The organism is Novosphingobium sp. TCA1 (assembly GCF_009811895.1).
In the GTDB taxonomy this organism is placed as follows: Bacteria; Pseudomonadota; Alphaproteobacteria; order Sphingomonadales; family Sphingomonadaceae; genus Novosphingobium; species Novosphingobium panipatense_A.
In genome coordinates this window covers 1-933 of the sequence record NZ_BLJH01000120.1, presented here as the reverse complement: position 1 = coordinate 933, position 933 = coordinate 1, and the positions used below count along the sequence as shown (strand labels likewise).

General features: G+C 58.9%; 1 protein-coding gene. It reads left to right on the top strand.

Annotated features, from left to right (window positions below; translation table 11 throughout):
• Positions 1-75 precede the first annotated feature (75 nt).
• A complete protein-coding gene (locus NTCA1_RS28325; protein WP_133084774.1) occupies positions 76-912 on the top strand; it encodes an IS5 family transposase in 837 nt (278 codons plus the stop codon).
• The last annotated feature ends 21 nt before the right edge of the window (positions 913-933 follow it).

Sequence of the window (933 nt, the reverse complement as noted above, 5' to 3'; positions counted from 1 at the left end):
AGAGCCCGATCCGAAAGTTGTTGAGCAATACCAGTATGTTGTGATTCACGCCGTCTTTGCGACAAGATGGAGTGGATGGTGGCATGGACTGGTATTGCCCGGCGTGAGCATAGTCGGGAAGGTTTGCGATATCCATCGGATATGACGGACACGGAGTGGGCGCTGGCAGCGCCATTCGTGCCTCCGGCAAGGCGTGGAGGCCGACCTCGAACGGCAGACATGCGCGAAGTTCTGAACGCGATGCTGTACATCGCGGCGAGCGGGTGTGCGTGGCGGCTTCTGCCGAAGTGCTTTCCTCCGGTATCGACGGTGCGGCGCTATTTCTATGCCTGGCGCGATGCCGGTCTGTTCGACGCGATCAACACGGTGCTGGTCATGAACCTGCGGGAAATCGAAGGGCGTGAAGCTTCGCCCAGCGCCGGAGTGATCGACAGCCAATCGGTCAAGACCACCGAAAGTGGCGGAATTTCAGGCTATGACGCGGGCAAAAAGGTGAAAGGCCGCAAGCGACATATCCTGACGGACACCTGCGGCTTCCTCATCTTCATCCTAGTACATGCCGCCGATATTCAGGACCGAGATGGGGCCGTCGATGTGCTGGTAGCCATTCGCAAGCGGTTTCCCTGGCTGCGACACATCTTTGCCGATGGCGGTTACGCAGGCGACAAGCTGCGATCCGCCCTGGTTGGCATGGGCAAATGGACGATCGAAATCATCAAGCGATCGGACAAGGCAAAAGGCTTTCAAGTGCTGCCCCGCAGGTGGGTGGTCGAACGGACTTTTGCCTGGCTCGGGCGCTGCCGTCGGCTCGCAAAAGATTGGGAGCGGTCCATCGCCTCGTCCACCGCTTGGGCCCTCATCGCCTCAATCCGCATGCTCACGCGCAGAACCGCAAGGCTTTGTCAAAATTGAGAAACTTCCGAATCCGGCTCT

Excerpts from the sequence above, each read along its gene's own strand:
- NTCA1_RS28325 (WP_133084774.1), top strand. The coding sequence starts at position 76 with ATGGTGGCATGGACTGGTATTGCCCGGCGTGAGCATAGTCGGGAAGGT.